This is a genomic window from Gluconobacter sp. DsW_058 (genome assembly GCF_002153615.1).
Classification (GTDB): domain Bacteria; phylum Pseudomonadota; class Alphaproteobacteria; order Acetobacterales; family Acetobacteraceae; genus Gluconobacter; species Gluconobacter cerinus.
On record NZ_JOPH01000039.1, the window covers coordinates 1 to 18,319 of the forward strand.

The window sequence follows — 18,319 nt, forward strand, 5'->3', positions numbered from 1 at the left end:
TTCGGCTTCGGCTTCGGCTTCGGCTTCGGCTTCGGCTTCGGCTTCGGCTTCGGCTTCGGCTTCGGCTTCGGCGAATGTCCTTCCCGTCAGACACTCGTCAAGCACCTGATCCGCTTTTTCTTCAGGTTCAAGAGTTTCGCGATACTCTGAAAGCGATACGTCTTCTTCGTCGTGAAGCACTGACGTCTCACCAACGAGGACGCTCTCTTCTCTCAGTTCAGGAGTACCAGAGATCTCTGGTACTGCCGGAGCTTCGGGAAAGATAATATCGTCCGCAGCGTCTCCTAAAATTGGCTCCTCAACTGGAGCGGGCGCTGCATGAACACTCGCAATATTCTCCTCTGCCTTAGGAGAAACAGTGCGATTTTCTAGAGATTTCCGAGCTTTTTCTTCTCTTAAAACTCGCAGAACGCCCTGACCCTTATAGCCCTGCACGTAGAGAAGATCGGAAATAAGACGTAGCGTCTCGACGTGTTCAGGGCTGTAATAACGGCGCCCACTCTCCCCACGAAATGGCTTCACACCCGGATAAAGAGTTTCCCACGAACGCAGTCGATGCTGCGGAATATGGAGTTCCTCCGCAACCTCGCTGATGGTTCTGTAAGCGTCTGGGCCCTTTTTGATTTTCCCAGCGCCAGAATCAGCCAGATTATCATCAGAGAAATCAGCGCCATTGTTCGAAGCGGTATCAATCATCTGCGTCGTCCACATCGTCAGCATGGCTTTCCACGCCATTCATCTGGTCCCGCAGAAGCTGCGAAGACCGAAACACCAAGACAGCGCGAGGCAAGATTGGAACCTCAACCCCGGTCTTGGGATTTCGCCCGATGCGTTCTCCCTTCTGGCGAACAGAGAAGGTCCCGAAGCCGCTCAGCTTCACGGACTCACCTGCTTCAAGTGTGGAGGAAATTTTTTCCAACACACTTTCCAGAATCATGGAGGAATCGTGCCGGGACAGCCCAACACGGCTATAGATGTGCTCGACAAGATTCGCGCGCGTGACTGTACTCATGACACATGCGTATCATGACGTTCAGAACAGTCAAAGGAATCAATCGTTAACCTTGAAAGACGATGCGCCGTTTCACATGCGGACGAGCGCAGAACCCCAGGTCAAACCGCCACCCAGCGCTTCCATCAGAACAAGATCGCCCTTCTGGATACGACCGTCTCTGACAGCTTCATTCAGAGCCAACGGGATGGAGGCCGCAGATGTGTTAGCGTGACGGTCCACTGTCACCACGACACGATCGGCAGGAAGAGCCAGCTTTTTGGCCATACCGTCAATAATACGGAGATTGGCCTGATGCGGTACAAGCCACTGAATATCCTGACCCGTCAGGTTGTTGGCTTCCAGCGCTTCATCAACAGCCTGAGACAGCTTAACAACCGCATGACGAAACACTTCTCGCCCAAGCATTTTGAGATGCTGAGTTGTGCCTGCGCAGCCTACTGCCCCGTCAACGTACAGAATATCCCCTGATCGACCGTCAGAATGAAGATGGGTCGAGAGAACGCCCTCACCCTCCTCAGCTCCGGCTTCCAGAAGCACCGCGCCGGCGCCATCTCCGAACAGAACGCAGGTTGTGCGATCATTCCAATCCAGCAGTCGGGAAAAGACCTCGCTCCCAATCACGAGAACCTTCTTGGCCAACCCGGATTGAATGAACGAATTTGCTGAGGCCAACGCATAGACGAACCCCGAACACGCAGCGCTGATATCGAAGCCGAACCCTTTGGTGACCCCGAGCAGGGCCTGCACCTGCGTTGCCACAGCGGGAAAAACCTGATCTGGCGTTGAGGTTGCCACAATGATGGCGTCAACGTCTTCAGCGTTTACACCGGCCTGCTCAAGAGCCTGACGCGCCGCGGCAGCGGCCATAGACGCCGTCGTCTCATCCCCTGAAACGATGTGACGCTGCGTGATGCCCGTGCGTGCCCGGATCCACTCGTCGGATGTTTCGATCTTCTGAGCGAGATCGTCATTCGTGACAATCGTGCGTGGCAGATAGCCACCCACGCCTGTCAGGCGGGCACGAAGGGGACCGGACATAAAGTTTCTCAGCTCACAGGTTCTGGGGCGACCGTGCTGGCAGCAGCAGAAGCTACATCAGCTCCAAGCATACCGAGCTGATCTAGGCGGGCACGGATCTTGTCGTTCAGGTTATGGGTTACGGCATCCATTGCGATATCGACGGCTGAGGCAAAAGCTTCGCCATCTGCGCCACCATGAGACTTCACAACAACGCCATTCAACCCAACAAAAACGGCGCCATTATAACGCCGCGGATCAATCCATTCCCGCATTCGCTCCAGTCCGGGGCGAACCAGCAGATAACCGATGCGAGTCAGCAGATTGGTTTCGAAAACGCGCTTCAACAGACCGAAAGCAAGCTTAAGAGCCCCCTCGCCTGTTTTCAGAGCAACATTCCCCGTAAAACCATCTGTCACGACAACATCAGTCGTCCCGGCCGTAATGTCATGACCTTCGACAAAGCCATGGAACTGTTCCGCCAGCGCGCTGTCTCGAAGGCGCTCGGCAGCCTGACGCAGCCTTTCGTCACCCTTGAGGTCTTCAGAGCCGACGTTCAGGAGCCCGATTGTTGGCTTTGGCAAACCCAGCGCGGCCTGAGCAAAAGCCTCGCCCATGACGGCGAATTCTACCAGATTTCGGGCGTCACACGCGATGTTAGCGCCCAGATCCAGCATAACCGTGTCACCGCGCGCAGAAGGCTGGACAGCTACCATCGCAGGGCGGGAAATTCCAGGCAGCGCTTTGACGATAATCTTGGCGAGGGCCAGCATCGCTCCGCTGTTTCCAGCAGACACAACACCACAGGCCTCACCAGAAGATACAGCCTCCATAGCCAGGCGCATGGAAGAGCCACGAACACGCAGTGCTGCGGTCGGCTTCATTTCCATCGAAATGCTGGCTGGAGTATGACGAATGTCACAGATGCGGGCAGCTTTAGGATATCGTGCCAGAGCCGGCTTGAGAACCGCCTCATCTCCGATCAGGAGCAGTCTGGCTGTCGGATGACGATCAGCCGCCAGTTCGAGACCGGCAAGGACGATATCCGGTGCCCTGTCTCCCCCCATTGCGTCGACGGCAAGGGCATAAGGCCCTAGGGCCGCGGCGTCACGAACAGGCGTGACAGGCGCTTTAGACATTAAGACAGTTTCCCGGACAGCATCGCAGATGCGGATACTCCATCAGAGCATCCGCAGAAGAGATCAGGCGCGGACGGCCGTCTTCAGGCTCTTGCCTGCTGCAACAACTTCACGACCATCGTAATGACCGCAATGGCTGCAAACGTGGTGCGGGCGCTTCAGTTCGCCGCAGTTCGCGCATTCCGCATGCGCTTCAGCCTGTAGGGCATGGTGGCTGCGACGCATGCCAGCACGGGACGGCGAGGTCTTTCTTTTAGGGACGGCCATGGCTTTTATGCCTCTTTCTGCTTCTGTGTCGGCACCCTTGCTCCGCTCCCAGCGGCATCCGGTGCCCCGTTGTTCGTCGTCTCGTATTTACGCCGAGTTCAGGCGGGCGGCTCTAGCAGAGCAAACGCAAACCCGCAAGCTAAAGCGAGGGATTTTATTCTTTTTTATCCCCGTTCTTCAGACCTGCGAGCGCTGCAAATGGGTTTGGGCGACGCTCTGACTCAGGCAGGTCCTCGGACTGATCGTCCCCTTCTTCCCCTTCCGCAGGGGCCACGTCAACAGCATTTTCCAGACCGGCACCCGGAAGACGAGGATATGGGTCCAGCATCAGGGCCAGTTGTTCGGCAGCGGCTTCACCAATGTCCAGCGCCCTGCCATCATGCGGAACGTCGTCAGGGGCATCCAGATTAATGGAATCGATGTCGAATTCATCTTCCGGCATCTGGGATTCCGGAATGAACCGCAGAACAAAGGTCTCGGCGAGCACATCGTCAAATTTTTCTGCCGTGATGACGCATTCCTGTGTCACCTTCGCGCTCAGACGGCCCTGAGCAAGAATTTCGGTCTTGCTTTCAGGTGTCAGAACGAAGCGACACTCAAGATGATGCACTGCCGGAATGCCAAACCGCCGCGCCAGGGCTTCACGCTCCTGCGGGGTTGCCGTCACGGTTTCTTCTGTTCCTGCCCCTACCCGACTCAGGGGGATACGACGTGAAAATTCGGGAGAATGAGACATTTGAGCACTCCATCCCCGGTTACATAGGGGAAATCGTTGACAGGCAGGTATCGTTTAAGGCACCCGCAGGGTTGAGCGGTTCTCTTGCACAGGATAGTTTCCGGTTCCATGAATAACGCATCTTTTCTGACGACCAAAAGCAGAACACGTCTTGTGCAACGCCTCGGTTTCACCGGTTTGGCCTGTGCTCCGCTCCTTCTGGGAGGATGCTCGGTATTCAGCCCGATTCCCGAGCCGCGCGGTTCGCTCATCGAGAAGACCGACTATGCCCAGCTGGTGCCAGGCACCAGCACACGGTCTGACGTGCTCGACAGCCTCGGCTCCCCGACCGCACATGCAACCTTTGACGACAACACATGGATCTATGTGTCCATGATCACGTCTCCAACGCCGCTGGGCTTCCCAACGGTGGATAAGCAGCAGGTTGTGGTTCTGAATTTCGACAATTCTGGCGTACTGCGGAAGATGGATACCCTGAACCGCAAGGATTCCATTCGCGTCGGCATGGTGGGCGCTACAACCCCAACGCCAGGCACCAAGACGTCGGTTATTCAGGAGCTGCTGGGTAACGTTGGTCGTTACAACCCAATGAGCAACATGAGCAGCACATTTGGTGGCAGCCAGGGCCCGCTGGGTAATCAGGGCACCGGCAATGGCGGCGCGGGTAATACCCTGCCCTGATCTTCTACTTATTTTGGCAGGCTGAGCAGAACGCCCAGCCCGCCAAGTGGGCTTTCAAGCAGCCTGATGGTGCCCCCATGGGCATGAACGATATCGCGGACAATCGTCAGCCCCAGGCCGCTTCCGCCGTTACTCCCTGATCGTGTTGACTGCAAAATTGTCTCCCGCTGATCAGGGGGAATACCGGGACCATTATCTTCCACTGTAATCTCGATCCTTCTCTCTCCTTCCCAGAGAGAGATTCGCATGGCGCCCCCATGCCGTCTGGCATTATCCGCCAAATTGGTGAGCGCACGCTTCAGCGCATCCGGCCGGACTGGTATTTCAACACCTTCCCGTCCTTCGACCCCCAAGACCTGACCGCCAGCACGTCTGGCAGCCACAGCAACCTCATCAATTAGGGATCGCAAATCTGTCCGGACGGGACGTTCCGATCCTTCTCCACGCGCAAAAGACAGATAGCTGCCAATCAGCCGCTCCATATCTTCGATATCCGTCACCATGTCCTGAATATCGGGCTGTAGATCTTCAGCCTGAATGCGTCCTTTTGTCGGGAGCATGGCCATACTGAGACGCAACCGCGTTAAAGGGGTCCGCAGATCATGCGAAACCCCCGCCAGAACCGCCGTCCTTTGCGCGACAAACCGATTGACGCGATCCTGCATGCGGTTGAACGCGACAGCGGCCTGACGCACCTCACGCGCACCCTGAGGGCGGATAGCCCCTTCATCACGGCCTAACCCAAAAAGCTCAGCTGCTTGAGCGAGCCTGCGAATGGCGCGTACCTGATTGCGCATGAACAGTGCGGCAATGACAAAAAGAAGCGCAGAACTGCTGAACGCCCAGGCAACGAACATCCAGATCGGGCCAATGCTCAGCCTCTTATGAGGCGTCAGAACATCCAGCACACCATCAGGCAGAGCGATAGAGACTCTGACGGTTTCCGGAACGGCAGACCAGTCCACAAAAAAGGGACGTCCTAGCCCTTGATGCAGAGCACGCTCAAAATCATCATCGATGGGACCGAGAACATGGTTCGTCCCTTCGTGCCCTAAAGTCGCATGCGGATGAAAAACGAATTCGAGCTGGGTTCGAGCAGACGCATCTCGCAGAAGAGCCTCGCGTCGATCCTGCTCAGGCGTTCGCTCCAGCATGGACATGACGAGCGAGACCTCGCCTGTGATGCCATCAGACAGGCGCCGGGACACAACATTCAGATAAGTCCCGTAAAACAAAATCAGGACGATTGCCTGCGTGACGAGCAGCGGCGTCAGGACGATCAGCATGGACCGCCCTAAAAGAGAGCGCGGAAGAACGCGCCTTAGCGGACGATCCAGTCGTCCCCAGTGATCTTCAGATCCCGGGTTTGAGAACATAACCCTTCCCACGAACCGTATGGAGGAAACGTGGCTCCTTGGGATCGACCTCAATGCGCCGTCTGAGACGCGTCACCTGCACATCCACAGCACGTTCTCCGATTTCATCCATGTCGAGCGCTTTGGCAATGTCTTCGCGCGACATAACAATCCCTGGGCGACTGGTCAGCACCCCCAGCAGGGCTGCTTCGCCTCCTGTCAGATGGACCGGTCCATCCGGGCCGGTCAGAAGGCCACGCGGCACATCAAACTCCAGCACGCCCAGCCGTAAAAGAGAGGGCACTTCGGAAACTGCGGAAACGGCGGGCACAATTCTTCTTAGATGTGCACGAAGGCGAAGCAGCAGTTCTCTGGGTTCGAAAGGCTTGCCCAGATAATCATCCGCACCGGATTCCAGTCCGTCGATCCGATCCGCCGGCTCGCCCCGCGCCGTAAGCAGAAGAATTGGTAACGACAGTCCCTCTGCTCTGAGCGCCCGCGTTAGCGAAACACCGTCTTCTCCTGGCATCGTGACATCCAGCACGATGGCATCCGGCTGGATCAGTTGCAGCACTTCGCGCGCCTGACGAGCATCTTGCGCCGTAGTGACACGATAGCCGTTTTCAGCGAGGTACCGCTGCAAGAGCCTGAGCAGGCGGGAATCATCATCGACAACAAGAATATGCTCGTCACTCATCGAAAACCTCCTCCCGGAGCGATCTGGAGAGGTGAAAGAACACGCTTGAACCCCTCAACCGCAGTTACTCCTGCCTCCCTGTAGGCCCGTGTCATGACGTCACGGATTAGCTGAAAGAGCTGTCGCTCGATCGCTTCGCCTTCAGGCGTGAGCTTTAGCGGGCGCTTGCGCCGATCATGCCGATCTTCTTCCTGCACCAGAAAATTTCGCTCACGCAGGTCTCCCAAAGCCCGACCCAGGGACTGCTTTGTGATCCCAAGGCTGGCAAGCAGCGCACTGGGAGTGATCCCGGGATGGGCTGCGACCAGAAAAAGAATTCTATGATGGGCAGAGCCCAGACCGTTTTCCCGCAAAAGTGTCTCGCACTCTGAGTTAAGACTGCGCCACGCGAGCATGAGTGCTTCGTAGGACTGACGAATCTGCTCTTCACGAAGATAGAGATGTGCGGTCGCAGAAGGTGGTCCGTCCGGAAGGCGCATTGTCACCGAACTATTTCCTCAACGTACCCGAAGCGGCTGAAATCTTCGATGCGTTGCGGGTAGAGAATGCCATCCAGATGATCGTTCTCATGCTGAAGAACATTGGCGTGGAACCCGACCGCCTCGCCTTCAACCTCTTCTCCATTTTCATCGACGCCCCGATAATGGACTTTGGCATGGCGAAGGACATCGCCTCGCAAACCTGGAATCGAGAGGCATCCTTCGCCACAAACCATCATCTCTTCACCAAGAGGTGTAATTTCCGGATTGATCAGAACACGTGGCAACAGAGCCTGTTCAGGATCGGAAACCCGGTTTGCCGGCACGCGATAGACGAAAAGTCGCAAGGGGTGATGAACTTGAGGCGCAGCCAGCCCGGCGCCATTTGCATCGACCATCGTGTCGAGCATATCCTTAATCAAATGGCGGATTTCCGGGGATGTTGGATCAGAAACAGGTTCTGCGATCTGGTGCAGGACAGGGTGACCCATACGGGCAATCTTGAGCAGGGCCATGAGCTTCCTCTATCAGTTGCAGAACGTTAACGCACAAATCGCCCGCAGATTGCGCATGGATAAAAATCAGCACAAGCACCATCGAATGAATTGCACATCTCCAAAAGAGTGTGTTAAGGGCTCCATCCCAATTGGATTGCCATATCACGGGTGACGCTAAAGGCGGGCCCAGAAGGAGTTGACGGCACCGTGCAGGTACTCGTTCGTGACAACAATGTTGACCAGGCGCTAAAGGCGCTCAAGAAGAAGATGCAGCGCGAAGGCGTGTTTCGTGAGATGAAGCTGCGTCGCCACTTCGAGAAGCCCTCTGAGCGTCGCGCCCGCGAAGCAGCAGAAGCTGTTCGTCGTGCCCGCAAGATGGAGCGCAAGCGTCTGGAGCGTGAAGGCTTCTAAAGTCCTTCCCGTTGTCTGAACGGACGAGAAAAGCCGCAGCCCTTAGGGGCGCGGCTTTTTTTATTGCCGTACACAGAGATTTCAGAATTCGCCCCCTTACCTGTTACGGCAAGGAGGCAAGCCTCCCCTCAGCATGGGTCCATCAGCCTGCGGCTTAGATAGACTGCTTCCAGGGCCCGTTCATGTGCCACCTCGGCAGCATTGACGGTGCCAGCATGACCTCCCTCCATATCTTCGTAATAGAAGAAGGGTACATGGAGCTCCTGAAGGCGCGCCGCGAACAGGCGAGCATGCACAGGACCAACACGGTCATCTCGGGTCGAAGTGAAAATGAATGGTGTTGGATAGTGCACATCAGGCTTCAAAGCCTGAAGCGGCGATGTCTTGTCCCAGAATGCTTTTCCTTCGGGTGTAGACACACTTCCGTATTCAGCCGCCCATGACGCGCCTGCCGCCATGTGCTCGTAATTCAGCATATCGAGCAGCGGCACACCAATGATGGTCGCGTTCCACAGTTCCGGATGCTGCGTGAATTCTACCCCCATCAGCAAGCCGCCATTGGATCGTCCACGAATACCCAGACGCTTGGCCGATGTAATATTTCTCGAAAACAGGTCCCGGGCCACGGATGCAAAGTCATCATAGGCAGACTGGCGCCCAGCGTGACGCGCAGCTTCATGCCAGGCTGGGCCGAACTCTCCGCCACCCCGGATGTTTGCCATCACGTAAACCCCACCACGCTCGAACCACGTGATCCCAAGGTCTGGATGATAGACAGGCAGATACGAGAGGCCAAAGCCACCATAGGCGGTCATGAGCGTGGGGTTCGCGCCATTCTTCGTCCAGTCTTTCGCATGCACAACAAAGTACGGAACCTGCGTTCCGTCTTTACTGGGCGCAAAAAGCTGCTCAACCGTGAGCTTGGATGAATCAAACAGCTCGGGCTGGCTGTAGAGAAGCTGGGTGTTCTGCTTGGCTGTGTTGACGCTCCAGATCTGCGGCGGCTGAATGAAGCCTTCGAGCTGGAGGTATGCTTCTGAGCTGTGGGGATCAGAGGAGACAATACTGGCGGCCATGTTCTTGGGCAGCTCAATGCTCCGCCCAGACCAATGGCCGCTCGAACCCCGTCGATAGAGCATCAGTACCGGCTGAACATTGTCATACATAACAACGATCAGACCATCCTTGGTCGCCGCAATAGCGCCATCCATTCCATCCCCGATGGTCTGCCGCTTGGTCGGGGTGACAATGATCTCGAGGGCCTGAGGATGATCTGGATCTACCGCGACAACGCTGTCTGCAGGGATTGTCCCCTTCGCCGTGGGCCAGTCCTGGAGCAGATGGAAAACCAGTTGGCCATCCTGATAGCTCAGACCGTCATATTTCTCCGGCATGGGAAGCTGGCTCGTTTTAAGCGTTCCCGGATCCAGTCGTTCAACTTCGCTATGGAAAAAATCCTTATGCCGGTCGATCAGCACGACCTGATGCCCCTGCCCGTCCCGCAGGACAGTGGGAACGACTTCCATATCCTGACCGGTTCCACGGAACACTTCCTGAGCCTGAGACAGGCTCTGCCCGCGCTTCAGGGCACGGACAACATATGGATACCCTGATGTTGTCAGACCGGCATCCGTCGTGCCCCAGTCCCGAGAGACCAAGACTGTATCCTTATCGAGCCATGCGACAGCCTGCTTCCCGTTTGGTAGCCGGAAACCGTTCTGCACAAACTGATTGGTGGTCGTGTCGTATTCGCGTAGCTCGTGCGCGTCTTCGCCCGCATTGGACAGGCCCAGAAGGCAGATCCGGTCTGCTGGTTCCAGGCAGTTCAGACCTTCCATCACCCAGTTGGCATGTTCCGACCGAGAAAGCTCATCCAAGTCAAAGCGCGTCTTCCATAGCGGATGTCCGCTTTTGAAATCAGCCTCGGACGTGCTTCTCCAGACCCCGCGGGCATGGACTTTGTCCTGCCAGAAATTCCAGATCTCTCCCGCCATTTGTGTGGGAACAGCGAGACGATCCGGTGACTGCTGAGCCGAGAGGATCCGATCATAAAGCGGCTTGTATCTGGGGTCAGAAGCCAGAGCGTCCTGTGTTTTTTTATTTTCAGCCTTTACCCAGTGAAGAGCTGCTCCGCCATCGACCTGCTCAAGCTGAGCCCTTGAGGGAGTGGCCGTAGCAGCCTGTACCGACGCAAAAGGAAAAAGAGGAAGTAAGAGACAGAGAGCCCGCAGTGCGGAGGGACGCATGCCTGATCCTTTCGGCCGTCATTCATAGTGATGACGGCATCGTAAAGATCACCCACGGGAAAACAACCTCACCCCACGGCAACGGCACTAACAGCCTCTTCCACCTCCTGAAAGGTCGGCATGAGGTCACAGGGAATGCTTTTGCGGCCGATTTCTACACTGACCTGAGGCGCATTCCCTTGAAGATGCGCGACAATGACGGAACGAACCAAATCAAGGTAAGACGCCTCTTCTTCCACAACGCCCCCGAGCCGACCAGCAATCGGGGCAACAATGCCATATGCCAGCAGAATACCGAGGAACGTTCCGACAAGCGCACCGGCAATCATCTCGCCCAACACGATAGGAGGCTTGCTGATGGATGCCATAGTCTTGATCACACCGAGAACGGCAGCAACAATTCCGAGGGCTGGAAGTGCATCGGAAACGGATTGCAGTGCGTGAGGAAGATGCATTTCCTCACGCAGGTTCTTTTTAAGCTCCCGTCCCATCACGTCGTCCATCTGGAACGGATCTGTCGCATTCATGCCTGCCATCCGCAGGTAATCGCAGATGAAGGAACAGACCTGTCCGTTATCCCGAATCTTCGGAAACGCCCCGAAGATTGTACTGCCTTGGGGATCTTCAATATGGCTCTCAATAGCCATCATCCCCTTGCTGGCCGCCAGCTTGGTCACGTGGAACAGCAGCCCCAGAAGTTCAAGATAATCCTGTCGACCGTACTGCGAGCCTTTCATGGCTTTCTTCAAACCGGCCGGAAGGTGTTTCACAGCGGAAATTGAGTTGGCCATGACAAATGTGCCGATTGCTGCCCCCAGGATCGTCAGGAGTTCAAAGGGCATAGACGCAAGCAATGGGCCTATGGCGCCGCCTGATGCCACGAAGGAGCCAAACACGCAGGCCAGAACGACACCAAGGCCGATAAGAATAAACATTCAATATTTCCTGAGTGGCGACTTGATTATGGTTGATCGGGAGACAGAACCAGAACGACGCGTCTGTTCCGTGGACTCAGCGGATTGGCATGATCAAAAAGGTTTCTATCGGCATAGCCGCTGACGGTTTGCAGGCGTCGGTCGGGGAAGCCCGCCTGAACAAGAACGTCCCTCGCCGCAACTGCGCGGCTGCTGGACAGGCTCCAGTTGGATGGAAAACCGGCTTTGTAAGGCGCCGCATCCGTGTATCCGGCAATGGAGAGGTGCCCGGGAAGCTTTTCAAGATAGGGAGCGACCAGCCTTAGGAGTTGAAGCGCGCGCGGCATTGGAGTGGCAGAGCCCAGCGCGAACATTGGCTGATGTTCAGAATCCGCAATCTCCACATGCAACCCGTCATCACCGACCTGGATGGAAACCTGATCTCGGACGTCTGCCAGTTGTGACGGAGCATTCAGGGCTCTACTGATCTGATCGGCAGCATTCTGGAAGGCCGGCTTGTGGGGGAATGCCCCTTGGCCGGATACGGGCTCTCCTGGCTCGACCTGCCCATCATGCAGAACTACAATCTGTGCGCTGTGCTTTTCCGCATCTTTTTGGGGAAGATGATTCTGTCCTGATGGACCGTCATCTGGATTTGGCCCCGCGGCCTGACCGGGCTTGACCGCCATAGGGCGATCAGATGACGCGATGGGAGAGAGATCAGGCATGACACTCAGTTTGGGGGGTGCGTCCTGCTGAACTGCTATCGGATTAAAGAAATTAGCGATGCCCTTACGTTGCTCTTCTGTCGTGGCATTGATGAGCCACATGACCAGAAAGAACGCCATCATGGCCGTCACGAAGTCCGCATAGGCAATCTTCCAGCTTCCGCCGTGATGGCCACCTTCTACAACTTCAAAACGCTTGATGATGATCCTGCGCTCGTCCTTGCCGTTTGCTTTCGACATGCTGCCTCCTGAGAGAGGTCAGTATGGCAATCAAAGGTTAAGGAGAGCTTTAAGTCCGCCCTGGCAACTGCACACCAGACGGCATTTTCACAACGTCAACGCGGTAACACCGCACATTATGGTCATGGCTCTGGCGACACAGCGTGTCCTGATCCAGCACTGCGGGAATGCGGTGAAGCTCTTCAATTTTTAAACCGAGCGGCACCTCAGCAGGCGGAAAAGAAAACAGGCTCCACCTTGGATCTGATCCCAGAACTGGAAGGCTGTTCTGTGTCAAAGCGAGTTGAGATGCGAGACCATACTCTTCAGCTATGAAAGCAGATGCTCCCGTCTCCTGAGCACGAGCGACAAGTCTTTGACTGAAATCAGGCCATCCAGCGGTCTGTCGCTGGATCGGATCTTTAGCGGCGGGAAACGGCAGCGGAGAGAAAACGGCTTGCCCATAAACCAGCACGGTCAAGACTATTCCGCTGATGACCGGCCACCGAACACTCCGACCTGCTTCTATCGCAGCCAGAGCTAGGACGGGATAAACAACAGCCGGCCAGTTTGCCTGCACCCGATCGCCCAGAGCATGCATGACAAACACAGCGAGAGGCAGAAGGCTTAGCCATGCCAGAAGCCTGTTCCGTTTGATGCACGCCCAGCCACCCAGAGCAAAGAGCCCGAAAACAAGGGGGGTCGCCAGACCAATCTGACCTCCGAGAAGCTCCAGCAGAAACTGGGATGCACGAGCCAGATGCCAATCGCCGGCTCGTCCGCCCTGTTTTAGCAGGCTGACCCAATGATGGGATGCATTCCAGAGAAGGACTGGGGTCGTCGTGATGATCAAAAGCGGAATTGCCAGCCATGGACCAGCTTGCTTCCTGAGCCTCGGGGTCGTGAGAACTGCCCCCCCAAGGGCTAAACCGATGAGAACAGCAGTATATTTTGAATCGAAGGCGAGACCGAGCAAAACACCTGTTAACAGCCACCAGCCGGTTGTTCTGCCCCCCGACGGCGAAACGGCTTTCCCGAGTGCAAAAAGCGACACCGAAACGAAAAATACCAGCGGTGTATCCGGTGTCATGGTCGCTGATCCAAGTCCGAGCATCAGCGTTGCATTCAGGAGAAGAACGGCCTGAAAGCCCGATACCGGCCAAGGGCGCGACGGTAGCAACAGCCTGGCCGCATGGTACAGGGCCCAGCTTCCGGGAAGAACGGAAAGCGGCCCGAGCAGACGCACCCCCAGAGACGTGTCACCAGCCAGCCATGTCCCAATTCTGATCCAGAGGGCTACCATGAAAGGATGGTCGAAATAGCCACCCTGAAGATGGCGGGACCACACCCAATAGTAAGCCTCATCGGGCGTGAGCGGCAGACATGCTGCCAACCCGAGGCGCGTCACAGTCAGGGCAACAAGAAGCGCCCAGAACAGGCTGGCCTGCTTCTTGAAATTATCAGTCACGTCAGCGCCAGATGAGAGTGGAAGACACAGCGTAATTCCAGACGACACCGATCACGGCCCCTGCGGCAGACGCACGGTCCCAGTGCCCATGGCCAACATCGTGCAGCACCATACGGGCCACCCCGATATTAGCGGCCGCCCCAAGAGAACAGACTGCGAAGAAAATAATTAATCCCACCCACATCTTCGCGCCCTTCAGGCGGCGGTCATGATAAGTGAGACGGTTGTTGAGCAGAAAATTCGTCAGGATCGCAACGGCCGTTCCAACCAGTTGAGACTGAGAGAAATCCATTCCTCCCAGTCGGGCAATCTGCATCACGGCAACATTCACGACCACACCAACAAGCCCGACCAGCGCAAATGCCAGAAAACGGGATGGCAGCCAGCCATGCGTGACTTTATCCAGAATCATCATTGCGAACTGGAGAAGAACAACGACATCCAGCTTGCTTTCTCCCGCAAGACGCGGACGGAAAACAAAGGGAACTTCCGTAATCTTCACGGATTTTGGCGCAGACATCGCCAGATCCAGCAGGATCTTGAAACCGGTTCCGGAAAGTTTTGGAAGAACAGCCTGAAAAAGCTCTCGCCGCATGGCAAAGAAGCCGCTCATCGGATCAGTCAGGCGGTGCGGCAAAACCGATTGAGCAGCGCGAATTCCGGTGTCTGACAGGAGATGCCGCCAGTAACCTGCCAGCCCGGCGTTGTCTCCGCCTTCTACGTGGCGGCTGGCGACAACAATATCGGAGCCGGCATCAAGATCTGCCAGCATTTTGGGCAGAACAGTCTCGTCGTGCTGCAGGTCCCCATCCATGACCGCCACATACGGTGCGCTGGACGACAGAAAACCCTCGATAGCAGCGGATGAGAGACCCCGACGTCCTACCCTTTTGATGACCCTTACACGAGGATCATTATTCGCAACTTTTGAAACGCGCTCGGCAGTTCCGTCCGGGGAGTTGTCATCAACAAAAATGACTTCCCAACGTTCTCCTTCCAAAGCTGCGTCCAAAGCCGCGACAAGGGGACCAACATTCTCTGCCTCATTGTAGCAGGGAACAATAATGCTGATCCGGGCAGGCAAAAGCATCCCAGCGCTAACCGTTGGGGATGCTTCTGCCATCAGATAGGAACTCCAGCCAGATCACGACTGGTATGAATGGTCTGGAGTGTCTGCACCCGCACGACGTGGACACTGTCTGTCAGACGCCGGGTCAGAATGTTCTGGTGGGCAGCATCACGAGCGACGAGACGGACGAGGAAATCTCCTCCGCCACGGATCATGTGACATTCGCGTGTTTCGGGCCAGGCACCCACCTGCGCCTCGAAGGCCTCCAGAACACTTCCCTTCTGGCTATCGAGACCGATGAGGGCATAAAAATTGAGCGACCAGCCAAGCAGGGCTGCGTCAACTTCTGCATGATACCCTTTGATGATGCCAAGTTCTTCCAGACGCCTGACACGCCTCAGACAGGGGGGAGCGGAAATACCGGCGCGTTTGGCCAGCTCCACATTGGTCATACGACCGTCTGCCTGAAGCTCGGCGATGATCTGCCGGTCAATGGCATCCAGTTCAACGGGGATGGAAGAGAAAGAAGCGTTCATTTGAATCTGACGTATATGGCAGGTGGCAGCGTCCGCAAAGATGGCACATGCGTCTGAAAGCTCTATATGAGGGGTCAAAACACGGACGAGGATCGATCATGCCTGAAATCCATCATACGGACCTTCTGGTCGTGGGCGCAGGCCCTGCTGGCTACACTGCCGCCATTTATGCCGCACGCGCCAGTCTGAAACCGATTCTCGTGACTGGTCTTCAGCCAGGCGGCCAGTTGACCATCACGACCGACGTTGAAAACTACCCCGGCTTCGCGGCTCCCATTCAGGGCCCGTGGCTGATGGAGCAGATGCGCGAACAGGCTGAACATGTCGGCACACGCCTGATCTATGACCTGATTACCGAGGCAAGCCTGAAGAACGGTCCGGCCGCAGATGGATACTTTCATCTGAAAGGCGACTCAGGGGACGAGTTTCTTGCACGTACAGTCGTGATCGCAACGGGCGCCCAGGCCAAATGGCTTGGCCTCGAGTCGGAAAAACGCCTTCAGGCTGGCGGCGTTTCGGCGTGCGCAACCTGTGACGGCTTTTTCTATCGCGGCAAAACGGTTGCGGTCGTGGGTGGCGGCAACACGGCCGTGGAAGAAGCGCTCTATCTGACTCACCACGCTGACAAGGTTCACGTTATTCATCGACGGGATGGTTTCCGGGCAGAACGCATTCTGCAGGAGCGTCTTTTTGCGAATCCGAAAATTGAAGTTCACTGGAATCGTGCTGTTGAAGAAGTTCTTGGTGCGGGAACGCCGGAAGTTGTGTGTGGCGTTCGTCTGAAGAACACTCAGACGGGAGAAAGCGAAACTCTGCCCGTTGATGGCGTGTTCGTCGCCATTGGCCATAGCCCGAATACGGGGCCGTTCCGCCATGAAGTGGCCTGTGACGAAGATGGATATATCATCACGGAAGCTGGTGGAACGCGCACTTCGGTAGAGGGTGTTTTTGCCGCAGGCGACATTCAGGATCGCATTTATCGGCAGGCTGTGACGGCTGCAGGCACAGGATGCATGGCCGCTCTGGAAGCCGAACGCTACATTTCTGGCATACCTGCTATGACAAAAACTTGACCCTCGTCGCAGGTTCAGACAGTTTCGTCCCTTCAACGACACACCGCTTAAACAACGCCAGGTGACATGGGCAAGAAGGACGAGGACCGACGCGCCAGCGATCGGGGAGACCACCACATGGATTGGGACAAACTGCGTATTTTCCACGCAGTCGCCGAAGCCGGGTCCTTCACCCATGCAGGTGACAGACTTAACCTGAGCCAGTCTGCCGTTTCGCGGCAGATTTCAGCTCTGGAGGAGGTTCTGCGTGTTCCGCTGTTTCATCGGCATGCACGAGGCCTCATCCTGACTGAACAGGGTGAGGTTCTGAATCGCACAGTGCGTGAAGTCTTCTCCAAGCTGGCCCTGACACAGGCATTCCTGAGCGAAAGCAAGGAACGAGCGGCGGGCAAAATAAAGATCACGACAACCACCGGGTTTGGCCTTTGTTGGCTTTCTCCGAGGCTGCATCGCTTTCTGGAACTGCACCCTGATATCGAGGTCACGCTTCTTCTTGAAGACGCAGACCTTGATTTGGGAATGCGTGAAGCAGACGTGGCTATTCGCCTGCATCCGCCGACACAGCCAGACCTTGTGCAGCGTCATCTCGCTAATTTTCCTATGCCAATCTATGCCAGCCCAGACTATCTGGACCGGTATGGCACCCCGACAAATTTGCAGGAATTAGCGGAACATCAGATCATCGGCTTTGCAGGACGCCACCTGCCATTGCCGAATGTAAACTGGCTTCTGGACCTCCTTCGCCATGAAGGTCTGGCCCATCGTGGAAGCAGGCTGGCTATCAACAATATTGCTGCCGTTGCGACTGCGATTGCTTCAGGCACAGGTATTGGTTCTTTGCCGCTCTACACGGCTGCGTCCTACCCCAACCTAGTCAGAGTTCTTCCCAATCAGGCCGTTCCGTTGGTTGAGGCTTACTTCGTGTATCCGGAAGAACTGCGAACTTCCAAAAGAATCGCCGTATTCCGAGATTTTCTGCTTTCGGAAATCAGCAGCCTCAAAGGCCAGGAATAAAACCCATAGAATGCCGTCGCGCTCACCCGCGGCGGCCATGCCCCGTGATGCAAACATGTTGAGCTGCACTGGACCGGAAGACGGCTTCCCCGACAGGCGCAAAGCCATTTCCATGCCTGGAATGAGTGCTCTCTACATTGCTCTTGAGAACAATTAGCCCCAACTGGGAATGATAGCAGGGCGTGACAGTGGCCCGAACTTTCTGATTCTGTAGCATTTTTACTGAAGCTGCTTTTTTCAGAGGAGAACCTGAAGCAGCTTTTGCCGAGGACGCCCCGGCACAGCACAGAGCCCCTATAAAAATCGGGATTATCCAGACAGATAATGAAGGGGCTTTCCACATTGCCCCACAATAGCGCACGACGCTTCTCAACGCGTGCCTGAAAGCATCAGGTTCGCTTTTATGCTTCAAAAAGCGGCATCCAGAACACAGGGAACAGAAACTCCTGTCATTCTGCCGTGGCTGACTTGGTCGCGCTCTGATTCACACGCTCACGCAACTCTTTTCCCACTTTAAAGAAAGGAACGCTTTTTTCTTCGACAGAAACAGTGTCTCCCGTGCGTGGATTCCGACCCGTCCGCGCATCTCGGCGCCTGGGAATAAATGCGCCGAACCCGCGAAGTTCAACACGATCACCTCGCGTCAAAGCTGCACTGATTTCGTCAAAAATGGTGTGAACGATCCGTTCGATATCCCGCGTCAGAAGGTGAGGATAAATCGTGGAAAGCTCTGCAATAAGTTCCGATTTGGTCATGAC

The 18,319-nt window shown here is 56.0% G+C and carries 22 protein-coding genes; 4 read left to right on the plus strand and 18 right to left on the minus strand.

The window, feature by feature from the left end; genetic code table 11:
* The 6 genes from HK24_RS14005 to HK24_RS08610 all read right to left on the minus strand — a co-directional run.
* On the minus strand, positions 1-696 hold a 696-nt coding region (locus HK24_RS14005), incomplete at its 3' end, for a MerR family transcriptional regulator (protein ID WP_304441049.1).
* Positions 689-1,012: an integration host factor subunit alpha gene (locus HK24_RS08590; RefSeq protein WP_064273136.1), complete on the minus strand. Its 324-nt coding sequence runs from the start codon at positions 1,010-1,012 to the stop codon at positions 689-691. The genes HK24_RS14005 and HK24_RS08590, both read right to left, overlap by 8 nt.
* A 72-nt stretch (positions 1,013-1,084) precedes the next feature.
* Positions 1,085-2,053, minus strand: coding sequence for a beta-ketoacyl-ACP synthase III (locus HK24_RS08595; protein ID WP_086634128.1), 969 nt, complete (start codon positions 2,051-2,053; stop codon positions 1,085-1,087).
* A gap of 8 nt (positions 2,054-2,061) precedes the next feature.
* Positions 2,062-3,171, minus strand: coding sequence for a phosphate acyltransferase PlsX (gene plsX, locus HK24_RS08600; RefSeq protein ID WP_086634129.1), 1,110 nt, complete (start codon positions 3,169-3,171; stop codon positions 2,062-2,064).
* A 63-nt stretch (positions 3,172-3,234) separates the two neighbouring features.
* Entirely contained in the window at positions 3,235-3,438 is a 204-nt protein-coding gene (gene rpmF / locus HK24_RS08605) for a 50S ribosomal protein L32 (protein WP_046901404.1), read from the minus strand.
* Between the two features lie 154 nt (positions 3,439-3,592).
* Positions 3,593-4,174 carry a DUF177 domain-containing protein gene (locus tag HK24_RS08610; protein ID WP_086634130.1) on the minus strand — a complete coding sequence of 194 codons (582 nt, stop codon included), beginning with the start codon at positions 4,172-4,174 and terminating at the stop codon, positions 3,593-3,595.
* Positions 4,175-4,282: 108 nt separating this feature from the next.
* Here HK24_RS08610 and HK24_RS08615 point away from each other — a divergent pair, with 108 nt between their 5' ends.
* Positions 4,283-4,855, plus strand: a complete 573-nt coding sequence (locus tag HK24_RS08615; protein ID WP_086634131.1) for an outer membrane protein assembly factor BamE — start codon at positions 4,283-4,285, stop codon at positions 4,853-4,855.
* Positions 4,856-4,863: 8 nt separating this feature from the next.
* Here HK24_RS08615 and HK24_RS08620 read toward each other — a convergent pair whose 3' ends face one another.
* Genes HK24_RS08620 through def form a run of 4 tightly spaced genes read right to left on the minus strand, consistent with a single transcriptional unit; the run spans position 4,864 to position 7,901 of the window.
* Entirely contained in the window at positions 4,864-6,231 is a 1,368-nt protein-coding gene (locus HK24_RS08620; protein WP_086634132.1) for an ATP-binding protein, read from the minus strand.
* Positions 6,209-6,907: a response regulator gene (locus HK24_RS08625; RefSeq protein WP_046901400.1), complete on the minus strand. Its 699-nt coding sequence runs from the start codon at positions 6,905-6,907 to the stop codon at positions 6,209-6,211. The genes HK24_RS08620 and HK24_RS08625 overlap by 23 nt, the downstream gene beginning before the upstream one ends.
* Positions 6,904-7,386, minus strand: a complete 483-nt coding sequence (locus tag HK24_RS08630; RefSeq protein WP_232309068.1) for a MarR family winged helix-turn-helix transcriptional regulator — start codon at positions 7,384-7,386, stop codon at positions 6,904-6,906. The genes HK24_RS08625 and HK24_RS08630 overlap by 4 nt, the downstream gene beginning before the upstream one ends.
* A gap of 2 nt (positions 7,387-7,388) precedes the next feature.
* Positions 7,389-7,901, minus strand: a complete 513-nt coding sequence (gene def, locus HK24_RS08635) for a peptide deformylase (protein ID WP_086634133.1) — start codon at positions 7,899-7,901, stop codon at positions 7,389-7,391.
* A gap of 189 nt (positions 7,902-8,090) precedes the next feature.
* On the opposite strand from def, the gene rpsU reads away from it, so the two are divergent.
* On the plus strand, positions 8,091-8,294 hold the full coding sequence (gene rpsU / locus HK24_RS08640; RefSeq protein WP_007283570.1) for a 30S ribosomal protein S21: 204 nt from the start codon (positions 8,091-8,093) through the stop codon (positions 8,292-8,294).
* Between the two features lie 128 nt (positions 8,295-8,422).
* Here rpsU and HK24_RS08645 read toward each other — a convergent pair whose 3' ends face one another.
* The 6 genes from HK24_RS08645 to HK24_RS08670 all read right to left on the minus strand — a co-directional run bounded on the left by HK24_RS08645 (position 8,423) and on the right by HK24_RS08670 (position 15,474).
* The gene (locus HK24_RS08645) at positions 8,423-10,540 is read right to left on the minus strand and encodes a prolyl oligopeptidase family protein (protein ID WP_086634134.1); all 2,118 of its coding nucleotides are present in this window, start codon (positions 10,538-10,540) and stop codon (positions 8,423-8,425) included.
* 68 nt (positions 10,541-10,608) lie between these two features.
* Positions 10,609-11,475 (minus strand): flagellar motor stator protein MotA, encoded by an 867-nt coding sequence (gene motA / locus HK24_RS08650; RefSeq protein WP_046901396.1) that lies wholly within the window; start codon positions 11,473-11,475, stop codon positions 10,609-10,611.
* Between the two features lie 26 nt (positions 11,476-11,501).
* Positions 11,502-12,422, minus strand: a complete 921-nt coding sequence (locus HK24_RS08655; RefSeq protein ID WP_086634135.1) for a flagellar motor protein MotB — start codon at positions 12,420-12,422, stop codon at positions 11,502-11,504.
* Between the two features lie 49 nt (positions 12,423-12,471).
* Positions 12,472-13,869 (minus strand): glycosyltransferase family 39 protein, encoded by a 1,398-nt coding sequence (locus HK24_RS08660; protein ID WP_233126187.1) that lies wholly within the window; start codon positions 13,867-13,869, stop codon positions 12,472-12,474.
* 1 nt (position 13,870) lies between these two features.
* Positions 13,871-14,992: a glycosyltransferase family 2 protein gene (locus tag HK24_RS08665; RefSeq protein ID WP_233126188.1), complete on the minus strand. Its 1,122-nt coding sequence runs from the start codon at positions 14,990-14,992 to the stop codon at positions 13,871-13,873.
* Positions 14,992-15,474 carry an Lrp/AsnC family transcriptional regulator gene (locus HK24_RS08670; RefSeq protein ID WP_046902047.1) on the minus strand — a complete coding sequence of 161 codons (483 nt, stop codon included), beginning with the start codon at positions 15,472-15,474 and terminating at the stop codon, positions 14,992-14,994. Before HK24_RS08670 ends, HK24_RS08665 begins: the two co-directional genes overlap by 1 nt.
* Positions 15,475-15,572: 98 nt before the next feature.
* Between HK24_RS08670 and trxB the strand changes: the two genes are divergently transcribed.
* Positions 15,573-16,547, plus strand: a complete 975-nt coding sequence (trxB, locus tag HK24_RS08675; RefSeq protein ID WP_086634136.1) for a thioredoxin-disulfide reductase — start codon at positions 15,573-15,575, stop codon at positions 16,545-16,547.
* 117 nt (positions 16,548-16,664) lie between these two features.
* The gene (locus HK24_RS08680) at positions 16,665-17,561 is read left to right on the plus strand and encodes a LysR family transcriptional regulator (RefSeq protein WP_046901392.1); all 897 of its coding nucleotides are present in this window, start codon (positions 16,665-16,667) and stop codon (positions 17,559-17,561) included.
* Between the two features lie 22 nt (positions 17,562-17,583).
* Here HK24_RS08680 and HK24_RS08685 read toward each other — a convergent pair whose 3' ends face one another.
* Complete coding sequence (locus HK24_RS08685) at positions 17,584-17,778, minus strand: hypothetical protein (RefSeq protein WP_086634137.1); 195 nt, start codon at positions 17,776-17,778, stop codon at positions 17,584-17,586.
* 232 nt (positions 17,779-18,010) lie between these two features.
* Entirely contained in the window at positions 18,011-18,316 is a 306-nt protein-coding gene (locus HK24_RS08690; RefSeq protein WP_046901391.1) for an integration host factor subunit beta, read from the minus strand.
* Positions 18,317-18,319: the final 3 nt, after the last annotated feature.

What these genes read in the sequence shown, in the direction of transcription:
- HK24_RS08590 (WP_064273136.1), bottom strand. Translation starts at nt 1,012, where the DNA reads ATGAGTACAGTCACGCGCGCGAATCTTGTCGAGCACATCTATAGCCGT.
- HK24_RS08595 (WP_086634128.1), bottom strand. Translation starts at nt 2,053, where the DNA reads ATGTCCGGTCCCCTTCGTGCCCGCCTGACAGGCGTGGGTGGCTATCTG.
- plsX (WP_086634129.1), bottom strand. Translation starts at nt 3,171, where the DNA reads ATGTCTAAAGCGCCTGTCACGCCTGTTCGTGACGCCGCGGCCCTAGGG.
- rpmF (WP_046901404.1), bottom strand. Translation starts at nt 3,438, where the DNA reads ATGGCCGTCCCTAAAAGAAAGACCTCGCCGTCCCGTGCTGGCATGCGT.
- HK24_RS08610 (WP_086634130.1), bottom strand. Translation starts at nt 4,174, where the DNA reads ATGTCTCATTCTCCCGAATTTTCACGTCGTATCCCCCTGAGTCGGGTA.
- HK24_RS08615 (WP_086634131.1), top strand. Translation starts at nt 4,283, where the DNA reads ATGAATAACGCATCTTTTCTGACGACCAAAAGCAGAACACGTCTTGTG.
- HK24_RS08620 (WP_086634132.1), bottom strand. Translation starts at nt 6,231, where the DNA reads ATGTTCTCAAACCCGGGATCTGAAGATCACTGGGGACGACTGGATCGT.
- HK24_RS08625 (WP_046901400.1), bottom strand. Translation starts at nt 6,907, where the DNA reads ATGAGTGACGAGCATATTCTTGTTGTCGATGATGATTCCCGCCTGCTC.
- HK24_RS08630 (WP_232309068.1), bottom strand. Translation starts at nt 7,386, where the DNA reads ATGCGCCTTCCGGACGGACCACCTTCTGCGACCGCACATCTCTATCTT.
- def (WP_086634133.1), bottom strand. Translation starts at nt 7,901, where the DNA reads ATGGCCCTGCTCAAGATTGCCCGTATGGGTCACCCTGTCCTGCACCAG.
- HK24_RS08645 (WP_086634134.1), bottom strand. Translation starts at nt 10,540, where the DNA reads ATGCGTCCCTCCGCACTGCGGGCTCTCTGTCTCTTACTTCCTCTTTTT.
- motA (WP_046901396.1), bottom strand. Translation starts at nt 11,475, where the DNA reads ATGTTTATTCTTATCGGCCTTGGTGTCGTTCTGGCCTGCGTGTTTGGC.
- HK24_RS08655 (WP_086634135.1), bottom strand. Translation starts at nt 12,422, where the DNA reads ATGTCGAAAGCAAACGGCAAGGACGAGCGCAGGATCATCATCAAGCGT.
- HK24_RS08665 (WP_233126188.1), bottom strand. Translation starts at nt 14,992, where the DNA reads ATGGCAGAAGCATCCCCAACGGTTAGCGCTGGGATGCTTTTGCCTGCC.
- HK24_RS08670 (WP_046902047.1), bottom strand. Translation starts at nt 15,474, where the DNA reads ATGAACGCTTCTTTCTCTTCCATCCCCGTTGAACTGGATGCCATTGAC.
- trxB (WP_086634136.1), top strand. Translation starts at nt 15,573, where the DNA reads ATGCCTGAAATCCATCATACGGACCTTCTGGTCGTGGGCGCAGGCCCT.
- HK24_RS08680 (WP_046901392.1), top strand. Translation starts at nt 16,665, where the DNA reads ATGGATTGGGACAAACTGCGTATTTTCCACGCAGTCGCCGAAGCCGGG.
- HK24_RS08685 (WP_086634137.1), bottom strand. Translation starts at nt 17,778, where the DNA reads ATGCTACAGAATCAGAAAGTTCGGGCCACTGTCACGCCCTGCTATCAT.
- HK24_RS08690 (WP_046901391.1), bottom strand. Translation starts at nt 18,316, where the DNA reads ATGACCAAATCGGAACTTATTGCAGAGCTTTCCACGATTTATCCTCAC.